The organism is Nitrospira sp. M1 (genome assembly GCF_965152605.1).
The window spans coordinates 2,156,788-2,179,141 of sequence record NZ_OZ224217.1 but is presented as its reverse complement, the minus strand read 5'-3'; the positions used below and the strand labels follow the sequence as shown (position 1 = coordinate 2,179,141).

The 22,354-nt window shown below is 46.2% G+C and carries 16 protein-coding genes; 9 read left to right on the top strand and 7 right to left on the bottom strand.

All coding sequences use genetic code 11. From position 1 onward, the window contains the following. Positions 1-170 precede the first annotated feature (170 nt). From ACWHX8_RS09900 to ACWHX8_RS09890, 3 genes are all read left to right on the top strand, one after another. Entirely contained in the window at positions 171-899 is a 729-nt protein-coding gene (locus ACWHX8_RS09900) for an HAD-IA family hydrolase (protein ID WP_447971784.1), read from the top strand. Positions 900-1,487: 588 nt separating this feature from the next. Further along, positions 1,488-3,668, top strand: coding sequence for a histidine kinase N-terminal 7TM domain-containing protein (locus ACWHX8_RS09895; RefSeq protein WP_447971783.1), 2,181 nt, complete (start codon positions 1,488-1,490; stop codon positions 3,666-3,668). Positions 3,669-3,799: 131 nt separating this feature from the next. Beyond that, positions 3,800-6,097, top strand: coding sequence for a PAS domain-containing hybrid sensor histidine kinase/response regulator (locus ACWHX8_RS09890; RefSeq protein WP_447971782.1), 2,298 nt, complete (start codon positions 3,800-3,802; stop codon positions 6,095-6,097). A 473-nt stretch (positions 6,098-6,570) separates the two neighbouring features. Here ACWHX8_RS09890 and ACWHX8_RS09885 read toward each other — a convergent pair whose 3' ends face one another. Together ACWHX8_RS09885 and ACWHX8_RS09880 are read right to left on the bottom strand one after the other, a co-directional pair. Next, the gene (locus ACWHX8_RS09885) at positions 6,571-7,530 is read right to left on the bottom strand and encodes a class I SAM-dependent methyltransferase (RefSeq protein WP_447971781.1); all 960 of its coding nucleotides are present in this window, start codon (positions 7,528-7,530) and stop codon (positions 6,571-6,573) included. A gap of 574 nt (positions 7,531-8,104) precedes the next feature. After that, positions 8,105-8,785: a hypothetical protein gene (locus ACWHX8_RS09880; protein WP_447971780.1), complete on the bottom strand. Its 681-nt coding sequence runs from the start codon at positions 8,783-8,785 to the stop codon at positions 8,105-8,107. A 233-nt stretch (positions 8,786-9,018) separates the two neighbouring features. Between ACWHX8_RS09880 and ACWHX8_RS09875 the strand changes: the two genes are divergently transcribed. The 3 genes from ACWHX8_RS09875 (at position 9,019) to ACWHX8_RS09865 (ending at position 10,688) form a co-directional block, all read left to right on the top strand. Continuing rightward, the gene (locus ACWHX8_RS09875) at positions 9,019-9,450 is read left to right on the top strand and encodes a thiol-disulfide oxidoreductase DCC family protein (protein WP_447971779.1); all 432 of its coding nucleotides are present in this window, start codon (positions 9,019-9,021) and stop codon (positions 9,448-9,450) included. Between the two features lie 85 nt (positions 9,451-9,535). After that, positions 9,536-10,264, top strand: a complete 729-nt coding sequence (locus tag ACWHX8_RS09870; RefSeq protein ID WP_447971778.1) for an A/G-specific adenine glycosylase — start codon at positions 9,536-9,538, stop codon at positions 10,262-10,264. Positions 10,265-10,277: 13 nt separating this feature from the next. Further along, positions 10,278-10,688 (top strand): (deoxy)nucleoside triphosphate pyrophosphohydrolase, encoded by a 411-nt coding sequence (locus tag ACWHX8_RS09865; RefSeq protein ID WP_447971777.1) that lies wholly within the window; start codon positions 10,278-10,280, stop codon positions 10,686-10,688. Between the two features lie 541 nt (positions 10,689-11,229). On the opposite strand, the gene ACWHX8_RS09860 is transcribed toward ACWHX8_RS09865, so the two are convergent. Beyond that, on the bottom strand, positions 11,230-11,973 hold the full coding sequence (locus ACWHX8_RS09860; RefSeq protein ID WP_447971776.1) for an iron-containing redox enzyme family protein: 744 nt from the start codon (positions 11,971-11,973) through the stop codon (positions 11,230-11,232). Between the two features lie 153 nt (positions 11,974-12,126). On the opposite strand from ACWHX8_RS09860, the gene ACWHX8_RS09855 reads away from it, so the two are divergent. After that, positions 12,127-12,411: a hypothetical protein gene (locus ACWHX8_RS09855; protein WP_447971775.1), complete on the top strand. Its 285-nt coding sequence runs from the start codon at positions 12,127-12,129 to the stop codon at positions 12,409-12,411. 86 nt (positions 12,412-12,497) lie between these two features. Here ACWHX8_RS09855 and ACWHX8_RS09850 read toward each other — a convergent pair whose 3' ends face one another. Then, on the bottom strand, positions 12,498-12,860 hold the full coding sequence (locus ACWHX8_RS09850; protein WP_447971774.1) for a hypothetical protein: 363 nt from the start codon (positions 12,858-12,860) through the stop codon (positions 12,498-12,500). 106 nt (positions 12,861-12,966) lie between these two features. Here ACWHX8_RS09850 and ACWHX8_RS09845 point away from each other — a divergent pair, with 106 nt between their 5' ends. Beyond that, complete coding sequence (locus ACWHX8_RS09845) at positions 12,967-13,326, top strand: hypothetical protein (RefSeq protein ID WP_447971773.1); 360 nt, start codon at positions 12,967-12,969, stop codon at positions 13,324-13,326. Positions 13,327-13,435: 109 nt separating this feature from the next. On the opposite strand, the gene ACWHX8_RS09840 is transcribed toward ACWHX8_RS09845, so the two are convergent. Next, positions 13,436-14,230: a hypothetical protein gene (locus ACWHX8_RS09840; RefSeq protein WP_447971772.1), complete on the bottom strand. Its 795-nt coding sequence runs from the start codon at positions 14,228-14,230 to the stop codon at positions 13,436-13,438. A 167-nt stretch (positions 14,231-14,397) separates the two neighbouring features. Here ACWHX8_RS09840 and metH point away from each other — a divergent pair, with 167 nt between their 5' ends. Continuing rightward, complete coding sequence (metH, locus tag ACWHX8_RS09835; protein ID WP_447971771.1) at positions 14,398-18,069, top strand: methionine synthase; 3,672 nt, start codon at positions 14,398-14,400, stop codon at positions 18,067-18,069. A 195-nt stretch (positions 18,070-18,264) separates the two neighbouring features. On the opposite strand, the gene ACWHX8_RS09830 is transcribed toward metH, so the two are convergent. After that, positions 18,265-19,191, bottom strand: coding sequence for a hypothetical protein (locus ACWHX8_RS09830; RefSeq protein ID WP_447971770.1), 927 nt, complete (start codon positions 19,189-19,191; stop codon positions 18,265-18,267). A gap of 90 nt (positions 19,192-19,281) precedes the next feature. Then, positions 19,282-21,822, bottom strand: coding sequence for a tetratricopeptide repeat protein (locus ACWHX8_RS09825; protein ID WP_447971769.1), 2,541 nt, complete (start codon positions 21,820-21,822; stop codon positions 19,282-19,284). Positions 21,823-22,354: the final 532 nt, after the last annotated feature.

Sequence of the window (22,354 nt, the reverse complement as noted above, 5' to 3'; positions counted from 1 at the left end):
CAACAATCCTACGTATATCAATATTTATGTTTATAGCTGTGCTTTTTCATGGCATCAGCTATGAATCGTTGCGCTTTTTCGAACACCGTGACTCCATCAGTTGAATCCGCCTCTTTTGTCTCATTGAGTTTGGATTGGGCTGCGAGATTGTTAGGTCAACTATGAAAGAGATGCCTCATTCAGTGATAAAAGTGGTGTTCTTTGATGCCGCTGGGACCCTCATTCATATCAATGGGTCGGTGGCCGATGTCTATCTTCAGTATGCTAAGCGTTATGGCGTACAGGCCACACCTGAGTTAGCCGGTGCGATTCAATCCGCCTTTTCTCAGGCGTTTCGAGATGCGCCTCCTGCTATTTTTCATGTTTCGCAACCTGAAAAATTAAAGCAATGCGAACGGCTATGGTGGTTTGATATTGTTCATGCCGTATTTTATCGCGTTGGAATGTTCGAGCGATTTGACGAGTACTTTGAGGAAGTCTATGAGGCGTTTGGCACTGGCTTGCATTGGAGAACAGACTCGGAGTTAGTTCCTGTTCTCCAAAGATTAAAAGAGCTTGGCTATGAGTTAGGTATTATTTCAAATTTTGATACCAGACTCTTCCAGATACTCGAAGATCTTTCGCTCAGACCGCTGTTTGATACCGTGACCATATCAAGTCTGGTGCAGTCCGTAAAACCGGCAAAACAGATATTTCACTACGCCCTAAATGAGCATGCCATAGAACCGCATGAAGCCTTACACATTGGTGACAGCTTGAAAGACGATTGGGAGGGTGCGACCCAAGCGGGTCTTCATGCTGTGTTGTTGAATGGTACGACGGAATCTCGTCAGTCACCCCCGCGTATTCAAAGTTTCACTCAATTGCCAGAATTTCTTGCCAATATTTCTTCCAGATGAAACGATGGTCGGCAAATTTCCGTCGTCTGAAGCATGAATGATGATCAAGGTCTCGTTTGGCTCTGGCCTAGCTACTCTTCTCACGCAATAACAGTCACTCATTTGGATGTTTCCTGATTGTGGAGGCTTCTACGTCGATCTGGCAGCCTCAAGTTGTTTCTTTATCGAGTCAATCCCAACATACTCTCTCTCTCAGTGGAAGCTTTACACTTAAATATAAATACCTATTAACATCTCGAGACCTCACATGTCGATATGTCTTTTTAGACGTTACTCTATGGAATATTAGGAGAACACATTGTACGACATAATGAGATGAAAATGATCGTTGATGTCTCATCTATTCTTACTTACCTAAATCTGAATTATTATTGTGTTTTCTGCATCATTACATATGCAATTTACGATTTCCTCGCTTCCCAGTTTGTAGCATCCTTGGTATCGGGAACATCTTTACTTACAATCACAACCTAACCTCACTTGACCTTCTTGCGTTTATTACGTACTGTGCTTGTCAAATTCTTATAATTGACCATGCCTTATGGGTTTTTGCATGTCGTACATGCAGAGAAGGGGACCCACCAATCCGTGAATTTTTTTGCTATTAGCGGACTGCTAAACGGTATTGCAGCGATTAGTCTTGCAATTCTTGTGTATACACGTTCGCCCAAGGATCCTCGTCACTGGTCGTACGGTTTACTAGGACTGAGCATTGCCGTCTGGAGTTTGGCCTATTTCAGTTGGCAACTTGCAAGCACGCATGATACCGCACTTGTCTTCGCCAGGTTACTCATGGCTGGAGCCATTTTTATCCCCGTGACACAGCTGCATCATGTTTTATATTTGACCAATGACAGTGATCGCTTAGGGACAGTCTTGAAAGGTACCTACCTTATGGGTGGGTTTTTCTTACTGGTTGATGCGACCCCCTATTTTGTTGCTGATGTTCAGCCAGCTAGCTATTTCTTATTTTGGCCGCAACCTGGCCCATTTTTTCATTTGTTTTTAGTATGGTGGGGAGCCGTCGCATTATATTCGTGTTATCTGTTAGCGCTGGCGTATCAACGGGAAAAACGGCTTCGTCGGAAACAGTTTTTTTATCTGTTAATTGCTTCCATCGTTGCCTATTTGGGTGGCGCAACAAACTTCCCTCTCTGGTACGGAATTGAAATCCTTCCATATGGAACAATCTGTTTTACGTTCTATGTCGCTTTAGTCGCGTACACGTTACTACGCTATCGTTTAATGGATTTTTCGGTATTTCTTGAAAAAGGGCTCAGCTATCTCGCAGTCTTGTTGTTGATCTCGCAACCAGCGTACCCGGTCTTACTCCTTGCTCAAAAGTCGGTATTTGGAGCGATCAGTTATCGTTATTCGATGGTGCAGTTATTTGTTCATTTGTTAACGGTTGCAGGGGCCTACCAAATGCGGTTAGGAGCTCGTCGCTCTGTATCGGGTACCGTGTTCAGAGGGCAAGATTCCAGCATGAAAGCACTTTCTCAATTTTCAACAAATATTTCGACCTTACAGGACATGAATCTATTGGGTCAGGAAATTGTCAATACGTTAAGCCGTGGTATGCGTGCACACACGGCTATACTTTATGTCTTAAACGAAGAGAAAAGTATCTATACGCAAGTCTCAGACTTTGGGGACAGTGTTAATCATGGTGTGTCGAATGTGACATTTGCGATTACTGACGACCTTCCACGTTATTTGTCAATCGTGCAAACTCGGGTTTTCTGTCAGGAGCTGAAGCAGTCATTTCCCGATCAATGGAAGCAACGTGTGTTGATAGATCTGGAGAAATTGGGTGCTGATGTCTGTTTTCCTTTTATTCGGAAGAATCGATTGTTGGGGTTCTGTCTCATTAGTCCCTGTTCGCCTGAGTCGTTTGAAGCGATTGAAGCCTTGGGCTTTGTCTCGACCTTGGTTCGTGAGGCGGCACTCGCGCTTGAAAATTCCATACTTCGTGAAGAAGTCATTCGTTCCCAGGCCATTGTGCGACATATGGATCGCTTACGATCGCTTGAGACCATGTCAGGTGGATTAGCGCAAGAACTGACAAACTCGCAATCTTCTATTAAGGCTTTTGTTCAATTAGCACAACTACGAAAGAATGATGAAGAGTTTTTAGGCCGATTCCAGACGGTTATTTCTTCGGATGTCCTGCGTATAGAAAGTTTGACCAAAGAGATCAGAGAATATGCCAGCCATGAACTGTCAGGAGAACACACCCAAGAAAACATGAATGAGCTTGTTGAGTCGTGTGTTGCCTTTATTTCTCTGAATCTAGACTATCAGCACATTAAAATTGAAACATCACTCGATCATGAAATTCCCACGATGTATTTTCGGCGGCAGGAAATGCGACAGGTGCTCTTTAACTTGCTGCTCCATTATATCAATCGAGTCAACAATGTTGAGCCGATGGAAAAGTCTCTTTTTCTTAAGACGCAAAGCATTACGAGTTCGACTGGCGACAAATGGATTCAAGTCGAGCTTTCAGACATTCAAGTTGCGCCGACCTTCGATGTGTTGTTGCCCTCATTTCATTCAGGCGAAAGCACCTATGCGGGTTTAGAAAAATCCGACCTTGATGATCACGGCCTCACCATAGCTCGGGAAATAGTTGGAATGTATGCCGGATATATTCAGGTATATAGTTCGAAAACCGGTGAACGACTGGTCTTGCTCAGTCTGCCAGTCGTCACAAAAAGTAGAAGTCTGCGTATTCGGGAGCAGCAGTCTCTGCTTTCTTCTTCTTGATTGGATTGGATGTGTTTGAGCATGTCAAAACATCATAGGACTGTTCACATCAGTGATAGAGCCAAACATTCAAGGACTATTCAATTCTTTCACGACACGTGCTCTCTGCCTGTGATGATACTTCTTAGGCTATGAATAAACTGACAACCTATACATCCGATCAATATCGGTTGCTTGTCGAACATATTCCCGGCATTGCCTATACGGCAATCTTAGAACAAGACGGGATTGTCTTTCGCTATATTAGTCCACAAATTGAGACGATCTTAGGTATTCACCCATCTGAGTGGATTGATAATCCTGAGCAGTTCATGAAACACATTCATCCCGAGGATCGTGAACGTGTTCGGCCAGAGCATCGAGCCTCTTTTCAAACCCAGGAGCCTTTTCGTGCAGAGTATCGTGTGATCGGAAGCGATGGGCACACCTTATGGTTTCGAGATGAGGGCAACGTAATGAGGGGACCGGATGGTGTCTCTTTTCTCCTTCAAGGTGTCATGCTCAATATAACTGATCAGAAACGTCTTGAAGATGAATTATTACGTTGGGATCGAGAAGCTCGCACCTTGACCGATCATCTTCCAGATATTATTGCACGGCTTGACCCTCGTGGAAGATTCTTATATTTAAACCGCTGGTTCGATGCGAGTCGTGACGTTGTGCCAGAGTGGTATTTGGGTAAAACCGCGACTGAATTAGATGTTCCTGATACGATTTCATTTTTCTGGGAAAAGTCTCTGCGCCGGGTTTGCCATGAGAAAACCATGGTGATCATTGAATTTTCTTTCTCATCTTCTGATGGACAAAAATTCTTTGAGTCGCGCTTAGTCCCAGAATGGGGAAACTCTGGCGGCATCGATAGTATTTTGATTGTGACAAGGGACTTAACAGAAAAAAAGCTCGCAGAAGTTTCTCTCCAGGAAAGTGAAGAGCGGTTTCGTCAATTGGCAGAGTCGATTGCTGATGTGTTTTGGCTCGTCGATTCCGTTTCACAACAGTTTATTTATGTAAGCCCAGTATACGAAAAATGTTGGGGGTCTTCTTCTCAAGAGCTGTATCACAATCCTGAAGCGTGGATGGCGGCAGTGCATCCTGAGGATCGCATGAGGGTTGAGCGAAGTTTTTATCAGAAATTGGGAGAAGGGACCTTGGACATTGAATATCGAATTTTACTGCGCGATGGCGAGATTCGATGGATTCATGATCGTGCGTACCCTATTCATAATAAAGAAGGAAAGATTTATCGCATTGCAGGGATGGCGGAAGATGTGACCATTCGAAAGCAATTTGAAGAAGAACGGTTGCGTGTGAGTAAGCTTGATTCCTTGGGGTTACTGGCTGGAGGCCTTGCTCATGATTTCAATAATCTTCTTACGGCGATCTTAGGGCAACTGTCGCTCGCTAAGTTTTTTATTGCGTCCGACAATCCTCTTTTCCCTCGACTGAATGAAGCGGAAATGGCCTCGTTACGTGCCCAAGACTTAACTCAACAATTATTGACATTTGCCAAGGGTGGGACTCCCATTCGAAAGCCAGCTTCTCTCAGTCAAATTGTTGAGGAAAATTCTCGATTTGTGTTGACCGGCTCGAATGTGAAGTGTGAGTTTCATATCACCAAAGAATTATGGACTGTCGAAGTTGATGTTGGTCAAATTAGCCAAGTCGTGCAAAATCTAGTCATTAATGCGATGCAGGCCATGCCTGATGGTGGCACCATCACCGTGTTTGGTCAAAATATTACCATTGAGAGTGAAAGTAGTTGGACTCGAGGCCATCTCTCTGTCGGTCATTGGGTGAAAGTTTCGTTTATGGATCAAGGGGTCGGGATTCAAAAAGAACATGTGAGCAAAATTTTCGATCCGTATTTTACCACTAAACCAAGTGGGCATGGCCTGGGATTGGCGACGTCCTCCTCCATTATGAAGAATCATGGAGGGAGTGTAGCGGTTGACTCAGAAATTGGCATTGGCACAACATTTACGATATTCTTACCCGCTTCTACTGAAAGTCAGATTGCCATGCACAAACCATCCACGCAAATACGTATTGGGCATGGAAATATTCTGATCATGGATGACGACGCTCCAATTCGAAAAGTTCTAAGTGAGATGCTGGAAGTCTGTGGATATTCGCAGAAAACAGCAACGAATGGCGAAGAAACTCTCGCCGTGTTTGCGCACGCTCAAGAGCAAGGCACCCCATTTGATGCGGTCATACTCGATCTGACGATTCCTGGCGAGATGGGTGGCCGGATTGTTATTCAGAAATTGCTCAAAATAGCTCCATCAGTCAAGGCCATTGTCGTGAGTGGTTATTCCAATGACCCTGTTCTTTCGAATTTTCAAGAGTATGGTTTTCATGGAAGAATCTCCAAGCCATTCAGACTTGGTGAAGTGAGTGAAGTCCTCCATTCAGTCCTTTCGAGTTAGTTTCTTCTTTACGTTTCTCGCAATAGCCTATCTCCCAAAATTTATTTTTTGTGCCGATGTGTTCTGACTCTTTCCGAGTGTTTTGGTTTTCAACGTGTTCCTGTCGTTTCTAAATGACGTATTCGAGTTATGTGTAAATGAATACCAGAAATGACTCTCCCTTGCCTTCTTTTTGAGAAGGCAAGGGAGAGTGCCGTGATCTATACATGACTCATGCATGATTGTTCACAGACTAAATGGGTGTATAAGGATGCCATATTGTTTGTAGCAATAAGAACTCAAAGCTGTATGATAATCCGTTGTATTGTGTTCTTTGAGTCTCATGGTTCTACTATCATTCGAACTTTCATCAATGTGCCTCATGCGCAAAGCAAACCTGATTGTTCCCTGACCTGTACCTGCGCCTAAGTCGTACAGGCTCTGGGGTCACGCGAGAGTCCGCCAAGCTTCTTGAGGGGGATTGACCAATATGGCTAGGCATTGACGATATGCAAAAACAGATTCACGCCCTCTGGTTCCTGTTCGATCCAAAAGTTTTTTGGTGAAACCCCACATTCAATAGCTAATCGACCAAGGGTCTCGCGACTGCGATGAAACAGGACCCAATCAAAAAAGTCCATGTAACTTTGCGTTGGATTGTTTTCAGAGAAATTGCCGATCACCAGTTTCCCATTTTTTTTCAATGCACCAAGAAATCGCGTAAGCATTCTTTTAAACAATTTCTCATTGAAGTAATCAAACAACCCACCAGACCAAATGAGATCATAGTGTTTTTTTGGCGAAAACCGGCACACATTTCGGTGAATAAATGAAATGCGTTCAAGGTAATCACCGCAAAGTGATTGAGCATACTGAATGGCGGTCGCATCCTGTTCGACGCAATCAATATGGATTTTTGAGTTCCCAATGACTCGAAACGATTCGAGCATATCTCGTCCAGGGCCACTGGCGAGATTTAATACAGAGGCTCCCTGGGGGTAAGCGAGTTTGAGATCCCACATTTCTTCTAAAAAATAGGACAACCTGTTTTTGACTGCCTTAAATGCCGGTTGATAGTGAACAAACCGATCCCAATTCTGAAGCTCTGGAATTGGAGAAAGGTGATTTCTGTAAATTTTGTCAATTATTTCAAAGTCTCCAGCATACCCATGTGGTTTCAGATAGCCCAGTCCTTGAATCGTTTCACGTGAAAGTGATTCCCCAAAAGCTACCAGAATTTCTTGCAACTGTTCTTGAGTGACGGACGCTGATTTTCGAGCCTGTGCCAGAAGATCTAATGCAGAGTTCAAGTCGTCATAATCTGCGAGAGTTGGACCGCCTTTGCTAACCAGCTTTGAAATGTACTGGCAGAGTGCATGAAATGTATCCTCCGTAGATGATGGGACAGCTGAAGAAACAGGGTTGATGAACAGACTCCCAGAAATAGTAGACATAGGACCCTCCTTTGAATTAAAAGCCCATCCAATGAATTTTGAATAGACCAATGGTAATGTTGTGAAAAACGACAAGACTGTTGAATGAAAATCGTATGAGGCTTGAGACAGAGTGGGAAGGTAGTGGAAAATGAAAGTCGAGCTCCCTGTATCTTAGAAACACTCTAAGAAAGGAACGGTAACTTTTGGACCTGCCCGCACAATCAGGATCGAAAGTGAAAGATTTTTTAGGTATTACATTCGGTATGAATTATGGCAAGGAATTATGGGAAATACACTGAGACTTGAACAGTCGTTAATAAAGAGATATTCCCTAAGAATACGGTACGGCTTGTTGTAATAAGGCAAGTATGCACTGTTCTCACCACACGCGAAAATAGTTTGCGTTTGTTGTAATATATAGCGGTGTTTTCTTTATGTACGAACAGTTCACTGGGAAGAGAAAAGTATGTCCTTACTGGCATGCATCAAGGTTAGCGGAATTCTTCGTAGATTGTCTAGTAAGGGGGAGCTTGGGGAGGCGCGTACAGTGTTGTTAGTCAATGGCTCTGCAAAACGACGTCACCGGCATGCTTCAATGGCAGTCTTTTAGAATGTACTTGACTCCATCGATTTGAACGAAAGGCATGATCATGCCAAGGTCTGAATTGTCATGAGAGAACGCGTACATTACTGATTCTTGAGGAATCAAAAACCCTGTATACAGAATAGTAATTTCAATTTCTTTACCTTGCTTCGCTTGGGCTTGTAATTTCTTCAGGAGACCCTTTGAGGGAATCGCAACCATTTCAGACGGTATGTTTACGGGTTTAAATCGTACGATTCCCCACTTGGTTTTTGTGAGCATAGGCCCGACAGCAATGCGAAATCCTTGGTGTTGATCATCATACTTTCGCAAGATCCCACTCCAAAAAAATGCGATATGCGCCTTAAGGAGTTGATGCCCATTTCTTGCTTCGTCACGTGCTCGATTGAACTGGAATATCCGCGCCCCATGTTCAGCTTCAGGGGGATCATGTAAGGATTCCCAATTTGGAGGGACTCCTTCTAGCTCAGTCAAAAATCGATCCAACGCCGATGCGGTTAGAAGGGGGCGAGTGGACGGAACGATTAAATTTTGTATCGATGATTCTGGAACTTGAACGAGTTGGCCAATGCCTGTAGATTCCGTTGCAAAAGCATGGGTAAGCATTTCTCCAAGACTCAACGAAATAAAAAAGACGAGTATGTGAATAACATGAAGAAGCATTTTCATGGTGAGTTTCCTGGGAAAAGCATGCGTGAAGAGTATAACATAATATCGCAAGCCGATTTTTTGCAAAGCTGGTAGACTGTCATCGTAATTGTGGGACAGAACAACATGTCGGTTCGTATGTCAAAAGAATGGCCAGTGCACTCAGAACGCGTACGATATGTGTGGACGGCCTCCTATATTGAGTCATTAATGATTTGGCGGCAGGCTCGAAGGAATCCTTGCTGAGGTTATTTATGGAAGAAGTGAAAAGCACAGGTCAGCCTTTGGACGATTACTCACGAGTCATTCTCTTCGATGGAGTGTGCAATTTTTGCAATGCCACTGTGGATTTTGTCATCCGCAGAGATCCCCAGAGAAAATTTATGTTTGGCACCTTGCAGTCTGAACCGGGACAGCAAATTTTACGAAGGAATAATTTTGACACGCAAGACTTCGAAACATTTCTTTACCTTGAAAATGGGCAGGTTTTTACAAAGTCGACGGCAGCCTTACGAGTCGCAAAAGAACTGACGGGCATGTGGCCTCTTCTGTATGTCTGCATTGTCATTCCCCAGGTTATCCGAGATTTGGTCTATCAATTTATTGGACGCCGGCGATACCAGTGGATGGGGAAGCGCGAAAGTTGCCGACTCCCCGATGAGAGTGAACGTGCCCGTTTTGTCTAGTCGTCAGTGCGTCATCATTCTACGGAATTGCGTATGAGCACTGCCTTGCAATCTGCAACAGCCCTCCATACAATCCAGCTGTATTATGGCTCGTTCTGATCGATTACCCAGCAACACTTCTTCTAAAAAGAAAAAGTCGGTAAAAATAAAACCTTCCCCCCTTTTAGATCCTCGTATCAAGCGAAAATTTCAAACACAATTATTGAAATGGTACGGCGAGTTTGGCCGTGATCTTCCCTGGAGGCGAACCAATGATCCGTATAAAATCCTTGTCTCGGAAGTGATGCTTCAGCAGACTCAAGTAGACCGGGTTGTTCCCAAATATCATGAATTTTTACAAAAATATCCAACAGTTGCGGACCTTGCTGCGGCCAAACCTCAGCAGGTACGAGAGACATGGTCTCCATTAGGGTACAATATTCGTCCCTATCGCTTACATAGTATTGCCCGTGAATCAATGGCACGGTACGGGGGAGAAATTCCGAAAGATCCAGATGAATTATTATCCTTAAAAGGGATTGGCCGGTACACAGCAGGGGCTGTACGTTCATTTGCATTTCAAGAAGATGCTGCGATTCTTGATACGAATGTCATGCGAGTGCTGTATCGCGTATTTGTGGGAGAAGGGGACCCCAAGACTCAAAAGACAAAGTTATGGGCTATTTCAGAAGAGTCTATCCCTAAAGGGAAAGGCTATGATTTCAATCAAGCATTAATGGATTTTGGCGCAATGGTCTGTACAGCGAGAAAGCCGTATTGTTTGTTGTGTCCGATGCAGAAGTTCTGCAAAGTGTTCCCATATAAAGCTCCCTAACACGTAGTTAGCCATGAAACCTCATCTTCAGGTTGGTATCGCGTTGATCGTACAAAATGGGTATTACTTGATTGCACAGCGCAAGCCGGATGTCCATTTAGGGGGGCTGTGGGAATTCCCAGGAGGGAAATGCCAAGAGGGGGAGTCACTTGCGGAATGTGTGTCTCGAGAGGTTCTCGAGGAACTCGACATTGAGGTAAGCCAGCCCGTACATTTTCTGACGAATCATCACGACTATGCGGAGAAAACGGTTGAATTGAATTTTTTTGAATGTTCAATTATCCGTGGCAGGCCAAGGGCTGTGGAATGCGCAGATTTTTGTTGGGTGAAGCCTGAGAATTTTCATGAATTTGAATTCCCTCCAGCCGATATTCCGGTCATAAATAGGCTCCGCACGCACGCGGCTCACTCATCATTGCAATAGCAGTGTTTCATGACGACTGAATAGGTGTGTGGGTAACCGTTTCTTTTTTACCGAAAGAGCCGATCCTCCAGAATATGCATCTGCTTGCAGTGGGGGAGAGTATTCAGTTGAAGCCCTGGCAATCGTACACATGAGGGTTTTGCACTTATCCAAATGGAGCTGCAAATTTCCTCGTTGCTGGCACTATAGCGAATCCAAATACGTTCCAATAAGGAGAATATCACGAACTCCGCGCGGTACCACATGAACATACAGGAAGGTTCTGCCCGCCTGGATGACCTACAGGCGATTGACGATTCAATAACGAAGGGTTATAGCGAATCCCAAAAAGTTCCATACAGGAAAATACAGCGAACTCCGCGCGTTACAATGTTTCCACCAGCGGAAGTTATTTGAAACGGCTATAACCAGCATTCAGTGCGACGACCTACAGATTCGGCATAACTGAAACGGCTATAGAACAGAAAATCCTGGCAGTTATATTTTTCTTGGAAAGTATGTGAACATGCTGGTGCTCGGGAATGGTGAGAGTCCGGTGTGTCTACTGACGTAGCCCGCAAGATCTCGCGATGCCGTCCTGATATCTAGACCATTGACGTAACGCTTCATCCATTTTCTGTAAGACAATCTGTTGTTGTTCAGCTTCAATTGTGTGATGAATGATCATGTCGTATATCGCACGGCGATTGACGGGTTCAACGATCTGCTGGACGCGTATATAATCCATGTGTTTGGGCGAGAGTCCTTGGTATTCGACTAATGGGTGCTTCATAATAATATCCTCAATCTCGGCTGGAGATTTTGGCCCCTTAGGATACATGACATCATCTGGATCCATGGATGTGCCTTCGACAAAGACTGTTAACACGGTAGCTCCGACAAGCCAGTCTTCATCTTCACAGACTTGATCCAACCATTCACGATAGATCCTACTGCTCGACAGAAGTTTCACATCGCGGAATCCTGATCGGTCGAATCCCAACCCGATCATCATTTGCAGAAAGAGCTCTTGATGCGGTTGCTGAAAGGAAAGACCGCCTGTCTCTTCTTCATAAATCGTGGTAGCCAATCGTCGACGAACTTCCCACGGTGGATTTTTCCCTAAAATTCGTGCGAGCAACACGGCGAAATCACGGATATAGACAACATATTCTTGATGATAGAGTTGATGTAGATGATCCTTGGTAATTGTGTTTCCATCGAAATATGTAGAAGCCCAATGCTGCTTGCGGCGTAGCACGTCAAACAACTTCTCACGGAATTGATCAGGGGAGAGAGTTCGCATGATGGTCCTTTACATTCTGCAGGATATGAGAGGAGAGACAATACAAAGCGGAGGTATGTACGGTAGCCACACAACCATCAGCTATTGGAACGGAATTGATTTTTCATTCACAACACTTATAGAATACCACAATATTGAGGAAGCTGTAAGTCTATGGAAACAGTAAATTTAGGAAATCCAGATGAAATCTTAACCTTTTTAGCTGAGGTGTCGCTCAGTGGAAAAGGTGTGACGGCTGACAATCTGATGGATTACGTCTTAGATGAGGGTTTTACGGAACCGACATATCTTCAGGCTAAGGGTGAAGACCCTGAGGCGTATTATAAAGGGCAGCCCAATGCATGGGCGGTCTACCAAATTCGTGAATGGAAACGAGTCTTAATTATTAGCGGAGGTAGTGGGCGAGAGAGAAGAGCTCAAATTACTGAAACTCCCTAATATTTGCCTCGTCCTCTTTCACGTTATCACAGAGTTCGTTCAAAGCCTGCCGGGATAACGGTTGCTCCAACGATAGAAGGCTTAAGTTATTTCCAGCCACCGATTAATCGGTTTTCTTCAAAATACAGGTAGCGATGAGTGATGGTTCCAGCGTCTAGCCAGTCTTCATAGACCCATTCTTCCCGTCTGATTCCTTTAGACGTATAGCTGACATTCATTTGGTATGGTGAGCCCCATGCTTTCATGGCTTGATCACGGGTCATGCCAACAATCACTTTTTTCTCTTGTACATGCTTTTCAAATGTCGGATCTAACAGCGGGGGAATAAGGCCCCAGCCAATCATCCAGAGAAAAAATGCGGTCAGTCCGACATAGAAGACTATTCGAACCGGTCGTCGGCAAAGAAATGGAAGTGGATCAAGCTGAGATGGGAGTGTATCTTTGGGCACGTTATTCAAGGGGAAACGACTTTTAAGATTGTGTGATTGATCAACTGATGCTGAATTGGCTGTATGGTATCAGTAGAGATTTTCAGGGGTCAAGAAAGGGTGAACGATGTTTGTAGAAGTCGAGAGCAATGCTAATTGCGAAACCTCCGTCTTTCTGCGGTTCAAAGAGGTTGCTCCCCCTTCATCTATTACACATATTAAGATCTATGATCGTATTCCACAAGGAGAATGGTGTTTCATTACAGGATGGAGTGATGACCCCGAACAACCGTTGTGTAGGGCCTTTGCTCAGAGGGTGGAAGATTCCGGGGCTGGAATGGCCATGCTCATTTTTGGAGGACCGTACGGGATTCGACTCAAGCTGGAATCGAGCTCAGATGCGTGGGACCTAGAGAATCAATTGCAATGGGGGGAACCGTACTTATTACTCAGTGGGGATGGAGATATTCGGTATGAGAAATTGTAAAAGAGACGTACGAATTGAAAATGTCAAAATGTAATATGGAAATGCAAAAGGGATTGCGTTCTTATATAATTTACATTTTCCACTGTACGCCCTGAATATTGCGTTGCTTCTAGTCCGCATATTGCGGCTGAGGTATAGATTTATTTTTCTCACCTTGGGCAGGCGGAGGTTGGTTCGCAACCTCTTCTGAAAAAGGATTCAATATTGGTTCATGCGTAAGCCGTTGATTGGTTTTCACGATTTGGAGGCTTTGCGTGGTAATTTCCATACGGTCAATTTTCGCATCAAGTGTCAGGAAATCGGGCAGCCCATTAATGGCAAACATCTGATACGCCAACGACCATGGGAGGCTTTCCTTGCCTTGTTCTTTTGAAATAAAAGATGCTTCCTGTGACGGGGCGCCTTTAAATATGAGCAGCCAGAGGTTTGATCGAAAGACCGATGCCGTCGAAGCTGTGGGAGGCGAGAATTCAGAAATTAAGTCAGGGATTTTAGAGAGAGTCACCGCAGGAGTGAACTCAATTTCAACTCGTTTCACGTAAAGCGTCGGTGAGTCCGTACGTTCAGTAAGATCGGGAGTGTAGGCAAAGGAATACCGCACTTGCGTTTCGTCGCGGTTGTAGGTGTACACATCTTCTCCGTTTCCCGGCGCAACAATCTTTCTGAAGTATTTCTCCCAATCTTGGAACGTATAGTAGCTGAACACGCGAAGTGCGGCTTTACGAGAGCGAACAGCCATGGGCATGCCTAATTGCTTGTGTAATTCCGTTTGCTTGAGTCCCAGGTAGCCGTCTTCAAAGTATGCTTTGGCGTGGCTGTGTGCTGGAGTCGACAACTCCGTCAACCCGAAGACGAAAACGACAAGAAAAAGGGTAAGATGTAATTGGATAGGGTAGTTGAACATGAATGAGGTTCCTATTTGCCATCGTATTTGTTACGGTCAAAAGAAGTCAAGAACAGTACAAAAGGTATGGATTTGATCTGTCCATGAAGTCGGTCGCCTCCCGTTAGTGCTAAGGTAGGAAAGTAAACCGATTGTTATGAATGTTGTTTTCTGAGGAGAAAGAGCGAATGTCAAATTTAGAGTCGTTGTTACGTGATCGAATTGTGGTGATGGATGGAGCCATGGGCACCATGATTCAAAAGCATACGTTAGAAGAGCCAGACTTTCGAGGAACTCGATTCGTCGATCATCCAAGTGACGTCAAAGGCAATAATGATCTGTTATCCATCACGCAACCCAAAATCATTCAATCCATTCATCAAGCCTATATGGATGCAGGTGCCGATATTATTGAAACGAATACATTCAATTCCAATATCATTTCCATGGCTGACTATAAGATGGAGTCCTTAGCCTATGAGTTGAATGTTGCGGGGGCACAAGTTGCGCGTGAGGCAGTTAAAGCGGTCATGGCGAAAGACCCGAGTCGTCCTCGATTTGTTGCCGGGTCGATGGGGCCAACGAACAGAACCGCATCAATGTCTCCCGATGTCAACGACCCGGCGTTTCGGGCTGTGACGTTCAATCAACTGGAAGAAGCCTATTACGAGCAAGTGCGTGGGCTGATGGACGGTGGTTCGGATCTCTTGTTGGTTGAAACCATTTTCGACACATTGAATGCGAAAGCTGCGCTCAACGCTATTGATCGCTACTGCCAGGAACAGGGCCAACCTGTCCCGATCATGATATCCGTGACCATTACCGACCAGAGTGGGCGAACCTTATCAGGACAGGTCATCGAGGCATTTTGGAATTCCGTCTCGCATGCCAACGTACTCAGCGTCGGGATCAATTGTGCGTTGGGAGCCAAGCAAATGCGTCCGTATATTGAAGAACTCTCCGGCATCGCGCCAGTGTATATCAGTTGCTATCCCAACGCCGGATTACCGAATGCGTTTGGCGGGTTTGACGAAACCCCTGAGCGCATGGGTGAAGACTTGCGAGAATTTGCCAATAATGGATGGTTGAATATCGTTGGCGGATGCTGTGGCAGTACGCCGGATCACATTCAGGCCATAGCCGAGGCCGTTTCAGACTTACCTCCGCATGAGCCGGTATCGTCCTCTCATGTCACCCGTCTTAGCGGACTGGAAGCCATTTCCATTCGACCGGAAGCGAATTTCATTAATATCGGTGAACGGACCAATGTCACCGGTTCGCCGAAATTTGCCAAACTCATTTTGAATGGAAATTTCGAAGAGGCCTTGGCCGTTGCCCGTCAACAAGTCGAAGGTGGAGCGCAAATTATCGATATCAACATGGATGAAGGCATGCTGGATTCGGAAAAAGCCATGGTGCATTTCCTGCACCTCATTGCCTCGGAACCAGATATTTGTCGAGTGCCTATCATGATTGATAGTTCTCGGTGGTCGGTGATTGAAGCAGGCCTGCAATGTATTCAGGGAAAAGGCGTGGTGAATTCTATCAGTTTGAAAGAAGGGGAAGAAAAATTCAAAGAACAAGCTCGAATCGTCCGGCGGTTTGGTGCGGCAGTTGTGGTCATGGCGTTTGATGAAGTTGGCCAAGCCGATACGGCGGAACGAAAGGTCGAAATCTGTAGTAGAGCCTATAAGATCTTAACCGAAGAGATTCATTTTCCTCCCGAAGACATTATTTTCGACCCCAATATTCTCACCGTGGCAACGGGCATTGAAGAACATAATAATTATGCCGTGAATTTTATTGAAGCCACCAAGCAAATTAAGGCCACGTTGCCGCATTGTAAAGTCAGTGGCGGGTTGAGCAATATCTCCTTCTCGTTTCGAGGGAACAACGTGGTTCGGGAGGCCATGCACACGGCCTTTTTATATCACGCGATCAAGGCCGGTCTGGACATGGCCATTGTCAATGCGGGGCAGCTAGGGGTGTATGCAGAGATTCCCAAAGACCTGCTTGAATTGGTTGAAGATGTGTTGCTGAATCGGCGTGAGGATGCGACGGAACGCCTGGTGACATTTGCCGAAACCGTCAAACAAGGCGGAAAGGTGGTTGTCAAAGACGAAGCTTGGCGGCAAGGCACCGTACAGGAACGCCTTTCGCATGCGCTGGTGAAAGGTCTTGTAGAATTCATCATTGAAGATGTCGAAGAGGCACGTCAGCAATATGATAAGCCGTTGCATGTTATTGAAGGACCGTTAATGGACGGTATGAACATCGTTGGGGACCTCTTTGGCTCTGGCAAAATGTTTCTTCCGCAAGTTGTGAAAAGTGCTCGCGTAATGAAAAAAGCCGTGGCCTACCTACTGCCATTTATGGAAAAAGAGAAGGAAGCCACGGGTAGTAGTGCGCAGGGAAAAGTCCTCATGGCCACGGTCAAAGGCGATGTCCATGATATTGGGAAAAATATCGTGGGCGTTGTGCTGGGATGCAACAATTATGAAGTCATCGATCTCGGCGTGATGGTGCATTGCGATAAAATTTTGCAACGAGCCAGGGAAGAAAAAGTCGATATGATCGGATTGAGCGGACTCATTACACCTTCCTTGGATGAAATGGTTCATAACGCCAAGGAAATGAATCGGGAAGGCTTTGACATTCCGCTCTTGATTGGCGGCGCCACCACGAGTAAGGCCCACACGGCGGTGAAAATTGCTCCTGGCTATCAGCATCCGGTCGTGCATGTCCTAGACGCATCGGTGGCGGTCAATGTCGTGCGGCAACTCCTGAGTCCAGAAGGCAAGGCCGAATTTATCGAGAACGTTCAGGAGCAACAAGCGAAAACCCGTGAAGCTCATAAAAATAAGAAGTCGACTAAACGCTTGCTTTCACTGGAAGAGGCGAGAAAAAAACGGACGGCAATTCAATGGGAGTCGACGGAAATTGCGACACCGAGTTTTCTAGGGACTCGTGTATTTGACGACATGTCGTTGCCGGACTTAGTAGAGATCATCGATTGGACGCCGTTTTTTCATACATGGGAATTAAAGGGCCGGTATCCAAAAATATTCGAAGATGAAACCGTCGGGAGCAAAGCCAAAGAACTCTTTGACGATGCGAAGAAGCTTCTTCAAGAAATTGTAGACCAAAAATTATTTCAGGCCAAAGGCATCTATGGGTTTTACCCGGCTAACAGCGTAGACGATGACATTCAGGTGTATGCTGATGAGTCACGCACCAAGGTCATCACCACCTTCCACACGCTTCGTCAACAAATGGAAAAACCACAGGGCGATGAGAATTATGCGCTCGCCGACTTCATTGCGCCAAAGTCAACAGGGTTACACGACTATATCGGCGGGTTTGCTGTGACGGCGGGACTTGGAGTTCAAGAACTGTGTGAGCGATTTGATAAAGATCATGATGATTACAACTCCATTATGACGAAAGCGCTGGCCGATCGATTGGCCGAAGCCTTTGCCGAATGGCTGCATCGTGACGCTCGAAAAGAGTGGGGGTATGGACAAGATGAAAAATTTTCAAACGAAGAGCTTATTCGGGAACGCTATCGCGGCATCCGTCCGGCACCGGGATACCCAGCAAGCCCCGACCATACCGAAAAGCCTGTCCTGTTTGACTTACTCGATGTGGAAAAACATACCGGGATTACATTGACGGAAACCTATGCGATGTTACCAGCGTCGTCAGTCAGCGGTTTATATTTTGCTCATCCGCAAGCCAAATACTTTGGCGTCGGGAAGATCGATAAAGACCAGGTCAAAGACTATGCCGCCAGAAAACAAATGGACCTGTCGATTATTGAGCGATGGCTGGCACCGAATTTATCGTATGATCCAGATTAAATTATTATTGTCTACCTCTCAATGAAAGTTGATGGGAGAACGCATGAGTTAGACCAAGGCATAGATAGTGGTTTTATAGCTCTTAAACTTTTCATTGGGACCTATAGCCGTTCCAATACACTTCGAACATACTCAAGGTATTAGGACGGCTATAGCCTGAAGGCTTCAGAGCATATGTACTAATGAGAAGTTCACCTACTCATTCACGAAACGTACGGCGGCAAACCCCTTATGAATTGGCGCGGCGTAAGCATTGAGGTCCGAAGGCGTTGAGGTCGATGGGCCTTTGATGTCTCCAGCTGTGATGGGGATGGGCTGCGTCACCTTCAATTTAATCGTGCCTCGAACATCTCCCTTCACAAACTCTGCAGTTTTAACGGCAAAAATGTAGGCTTGATCGGAAGACACCGAAAGCGTTTCTTTGGAAGTTTTCGTGACATTCAAGCCAGCTTTCCCGCCTAAAGGAATGTGTTTAATCGTTTCGACTTCAAGACTGGGAGCAATGTCATGCCCACTTGCAGCGGCAATATGAAGGCGTGTAGCCGAATGAACTTCATAAGCCACAAAGGCCTGTTCCCCGTCATTCAGTGAATCCAGAATTCTTTGGTAAATGGGTTTGGCCTCCCTGGTGCGAAGGAAAGCTTCCAGGTCGCCGATGCCGATTTTCTCGTATCGCGAGTCTAGTTGTTGGACAGACACTTGTTCCGTTAGTTCGAAATCGACGGCAGGTTGTACGCGAAACAGACTATGGAAAAACGAGAGCGCCGCGGATGCGGTTGTGGTGCTGTGTGCTTGGTGGCCACTCAGAATCCCTGGACATCCTTGCAGGGTTCCGCAGTTGTGAATCGGTAAATGAGCGGGATTTCGTTTGTCCGGAGGCAGGAAGTTGAGCAGTCTGTCCACCAAACGGGCCTCTCCAGACTTTCCGACGAGAATTAACGTCCCTGGTTCAACGTCCGTGCGAAGTATAGCCAGCCCATTCAAACCTTTTTTCGTAAAGTATTGTTGAACAGTCTCTTCTGGGTCACAGGCGACGAGGCCGATCCCCAAAAAGAAGAATAGAACCAGGTTGCTGAGAAATCGGCGTATACATGAGAGATGTGAGTTGAATGGAAGTTTCATGGAAAGGTCCTTTTAAATAAACAACCTGATGTTGGCTGTATGAAAATACTTTTTGGCTTCGTGCAGCGGACGGTAGACATCCAGAAGTATTTACTCTGTATTCCCCTGTGAGTCTTGCGCATAAATTCCAGGGAACGCTGCTTTCAAGTCCGGAAGTAATTGGGTGATCGTCTCATTGAGTTTGGCTTTTCTGAGAAACTCGACATAATTGGTTAATACGGTTTTGGTATTAGGATGTTTGAGTCCCAGCCGGACTTTAAGAATCTCATAGGCGCGCTGGTAGAGGGGCTCAGCTTCGGCGTACTGACCTTGTATTCGATAGAGTTCCGCCAGGTTGTTGAGGTTCAAGGCCACTTGGGGATGGTCGGCACCCAAAGCCTGTCCATTGATGGTTAGGGCGCGCTGGTAGAGGGGCTCAGCCTCGGCGTGCTTGCCTTGGGCGTCATAGAGGAGCGCCAGGTTGTTGAGGTTCAAGGCCACTTGGGGATGGTCGGCGCCCAAAGCCTGTCCATTGATGGCTAAGGCGCGCTGGTAGAGGGGCTCAGCCTCGGCGTACTGACCTTGTATTCGATAGAGTTCCGCCAGGTTGTTGAGGTTCAAGGCCACTTGGGGATGGTCGGCGCCCAAAGCCTGTCCATTGATGGTTAAGGCGCGCTGGTAGAGGGGCTCAGCCTCGGCGTACTGGCCGTGTGTGTCATACAAGAGCGCCAGGTTGTTGAGATTCAAGGCCACTTGGGGATGGTCGGCGCCCAAAGCCTGTTCACTGATGGCTAAGGCGCGCTGGTAGAGGGGCTCGGCCTTGGCGTACTGACCTTGTATTCGATAGAGTTCCGCCAGGTTGTTGAGGTCCGCAGCTAGACCCGGATGCTTGGGACCCAAGGCGATTTCGTCGATTTGAATGGCGCGCTGGTAGAGAGGCTCGGCCTCGGCGTATTGGCCTTGCGTTTGATATAAGGCCGCCAGGTTGTTGAGTGCGGTGGCAACATTGGGATGACTTGACCCGAGGAAACCCTCAAAGATCTTGATCACGCGCTGGTAGAGGGGCTCGGCCTCGGCATACTGGCCTTGTGTTCGATAGAGTTCCGCCAGGTTGTTGAGGTCCGTAGCCAGATCCGGATGGTTGGGACCCAGGGCGATTTCGTCGATTTGAATGGCACGCTGGTAGAGAGGCTCGGCCTCGGCGTATTGGCCTTGCGTTTGATATAAGACCGCCAGGTTGTTGAGACTTACAGCCAAGTCAGGGGCATCGGCTTTCAGCGTTTTTTCTCGAAGGTCCAGTGCTTCTTTATAAAAGGGCAAGGCCTCTCTGAATTTTCCCGCTCTATGCCAGGCTTGCCCGAATTCGTTCAAGAATGCGGGGTCTTTTGTGGGCTTAAGCGCGACACGTTTTTGGTACCAGGAAAGTGCGTTCTTGTAGTTCCCGGCATAGATCATATTTCTTCCGCGCGCCAGGTAAATCTTGGCAAGTTTTTCTTTATGCTCTTCTTCGAGTTTTTCGGCTTTCTCGAAGAATGCGTTGGCGTCTTCTAACATACCTTCGGCTTGAGCTTTAATACCAAGTACATAGGGATCGTCATTCGTTGGGGTGAGTTGTTTGGCCAAGATCTGTGCATCTTGAGGAATCTTCGGCTTCTCTGATTTCTCTGGTGCACCCGTCGGCATGGTAGGAATGAGACTCCGTTCTAGCGCCACCAATGTCAGCGCCTCTCGTGTGCTGGATTCCCAACGACGGACTTCTTCTCTCTTATACGCCAGAATAACTTCCTCATGATGACCTCCAACGAGCTGCGGTCGCATCTGTTCCGGTATCTGCCCCTGCTTGTGCAAATTTCTTAGTTGATTAAAACTATAAGTTTTGATTTCCCCAAAGCGAAGAATGCCGTCTCCATTGTCGTCGGCTTTTCGCCAATCTTGTCCCAATGCCTGTAAGATTGTATGGGTAAAGGCGCTAGGTTTTGATCCAGTATTGAGTGTGACGGGATATGAATTTTGTGTTGTGGCGCTCGACGTGAAAATGGTGGTTTTGGCTCCGACTTCTTTGAGCGTCAACGCGCCAGTGAACGCGCCGGTTCCGCTAAAACAGGCGTCGATGATCAAATGTAGTTCTCCAAGATAGGTGGTGTCTCTTGCCGATTCAATTAAGTCTGCGACTTGAATTCCCAATCCATAGTCGAGGTCATTTTGTCCAGCGAGCTGGAGTGAGACGTCCTTGTCATTCGGGCTGGCCACGCCATGCCCACTGTAATAGATGATGACAGAAGCATACTCTTGCAGGGTGCGGATACGTTTGAGTGCGGCGTTGACTTTGTTCTTGGTGGCGGTTGCCCCGATTAACTGTTTTTCGAGCAGCGGAAGGTAGCCTAGAGATTCAAACTGTTTGGCCACCAAATTTCCATCCGTCAGCGTAAATGGCAGTTCCGTTCCTGGAACTCCGGTTTGATCCACAGCGATGACCAGATAGTACTTGGCCTTTTCATTCCAGATCAGGAGTGGACCATCGGCCTGTTCCGGGATGGAAGCAGTGGAGGCGCTTGCCGGTGAGGGTTGAGAATTCAATGCCAGAAGCCACAGACATCCGATAAGTAGGCTTCCCAATCCAGGGAGTATGTTCCGTCCTGGGGAATGTCCCATCCTTGGACCCTTCCAATGAAATCAAGTAAGTGAGAATCAGTATAGCGAGCCGAGATAAAAAGACAAGCCAATGTTACGTAACGACGATGCACATGGAACAAGAGGTGGAATCTATGAGGTCAGCATGACCTAGGGCTATTGGAGGAAAATGGGTCTCTATCCAATCCCTGTAGCCGAAATGAGAAAGAATTGACGGCAGGGGGTTGAGTCTAGGAGTGTTCGCGATGGCAGGAAAAGTTTACATAGGCCTATAAGTCGCTACAATCTTAAGATTATAGGGTTCGTCCTCGAATACGGTTATATTTCAGAATCGTACGGGTGATCTTGAAGATCCAACTATGGTATGGTAAAAATCGTAGTTTTGTGAATTTCCCTATAAGGTTCTGATTATGTGGTGCGGCAACTCATTTCAGCGTTTTTCCTGTTGCGTTCAGATCGGTTGAAGTCCCCCCTCACGCCCATTCGGATACCCCCTTCGAGCATGAGTTTATAAGCTGTATCAATTGTCACTGGATTATCATTTTCCTGTATG